Origin of the sequence: Salinivibrio sp. PR919 (genome assembly GCF_001995355.1) — a bacterium.
In the GTDB taxonomy this organism is placed as follows: Bacteria; Pseudomonadota; Gammaproteobacteria; order Enterobacterales; family Vibrionaceae; genus Salinivibrio; species Salinivibrio proteolyticus.
Genome location: NZ_MUFL01000167.1, coordinates 1 through 1,811, shown reverse-complemented (window position 1 = coordinate 1,811; position 1,811 = coordinate 1). Strand labels below are relative to the sequence as shown.

The window sequence follows — 1,811 nt, the reverse complement described above, 5'->3', positions numbered from 1 at the left end:
ATATTAAACCATGATCAAAATAAATAGAAATGAGACATAAGGCACACTTTAGCCTGCACATTTCGTTAAATGGATCGCATGGATTGAGAAATTGAATAGCTTTCTACAGAAAAGATCGGTTTGTGAACATATATGTCGATTCAAAACGAATTCGGGATATAAGAGAGGTTAAAAGGCCATCTTGCCACTTAGTCAAAAGCCTCGCCTCAGAAATAACGACGGAATTGCCAGAAGCGTGCTTGCCAATATGGATTATCAAGGCGTGACACTGTCACTCCTTGTGACGTAGATGCATGCATAAATTGCTGGTTGCCGAGATAGATACCAACATGGCGCAAGCCGGGGCGAATGTGGAAGAAAACCAAATCACCCAATTGGGCATCCTTATAATCAACCGGATAGCCGCCCTTTGCTTGGCCATGAGTTGTGCGCGGTAAGGGCGTGGATAGCGCATCACGATAAACGCGCTGGGTATAGGCCGAGCAATCGATGCCTTGGCGTGAGGTACCTCCCCAACGATAAGGCGTGCCTTGCCATTGCTGATAGTGCTGCGTCAGTGCGTAGTGCAATGCTTGGCTGCTTGCGGAGTGTGAGGGAGCCGAGGAGACGGGCGTTGTGCTTGAGTCCGGGTCGGATGGTGAGCTGCTACATGCGCTTAGTAACAGGATGAAGGTAGACACTAACCCTAGCTTTATCATTCGCTTCCTCGAATACAGTTTCTTCCCGCTTGTTTAGCTTTATACAGTGCTTGATCGGCCAGTTGCAACACTTCATCCGGTTGGCTGGCTTGCGAGGCATCGGCGAAACCGATACTCACAGTCACATGAACGGTTGCGGTGTCTTCTTTCTGCCCTCGTTTTTGCTTGCCTTCATTCGGGTTGGTAGGACGGTTTTCTTCACGAAGTACCAACGGGTACTGGGCGATATCCTCTCGCAATGCATCAAGAAAAGGCAGGCATTGATCGGTGGTTTTCCCCTTGAATAAAAGGGTAAATTCTTCCCCGCCATAGCGGAAAGCGGTTGCGCCACCTTCGCATTGTGATAGCAAACTCCCCACCAGTTTTAATACATCGTCACCGGTTTCATGGCCATAGGTATCATTGAAGCGCTTAAAGTGATCCACATCGAGCATGGCGATAGTGTAACGGCGACCGAGGTGCTTTAATTCATCTTGCAGTGCCCGACGACTTGGAATGGCGGTTAAACCGTCTAAAAAGGCTAATTGATGACTAAACGCGACTTGGTTGGCAATGAGGAGTAAGCCGGCAATGGCAAAACTAAACGATGACACATAGGCCATATCAAAAAAGATCACCGTGACCGATGTACAGGTGAGCGCGATAAAGGTGGCATGATCGTCGACACTGTTTTTATGTAAAACACGTATCGCGGCCATACACAGTGCAATCAGTAGCATCACGATCAAAAGTAGGGGGAGTGGGCTAAAGGCGGGAATGCGCACAAACACTGGATGCTGATACAGCCAGGTCGCCAATTCACCATATTGCATCACTAACAGCGCGCCCCAGCCAATCTCGAGTGCCATCGCGGCAAAGAATAACAAGCCAAACAGCGAGGTCAGCTTTCTATCGCGGGTGATGCGAATATAGAGCAAATTAATCGGCAACAATACAACCAGAAGTACATATTCCAAATAGGTTGTGCCGTCAGTCAGTGGCGATTGCAGCCGGGTTAAAATGACGGTGTAGCTAATAAGTAATATCACCACAGTCATGCCAACACGCGCACTCTTGAACAAGTGACTTAATAGCAGGGCAGTAAATAATAAATAGAAGGGCGCGGCATAGAGT

2 protein-coding genes are annotated in these 1,811 nt (G+C 48.2%); both read right to left on the bottom strand.

The genetic code is table 11. From position 1 onward, the window contains the following. Window positions 1-206 precede the first annotated feature (206 nt). On the bottom strand, window positions 207-698 hold the full coding sequence (locus BZG83_RS16400) for a C40 family peptidase (protein ID WP_077482143.1): 492 nt from the start codon (window positions 696-698) through the stop codon (window positions 207-209). Continuing rightward, window positions 695-1,811: GGDEF domain-containing protein (locus BZG83_RS16395; protein ID WP_077482141.1), on the bottom strand; the 1,117-nt coding region annotated here is incomplete at its 5' end. The genes BZG83_RS16395 and BZG83_RS16400, both read right to left, overlap by 4 nt.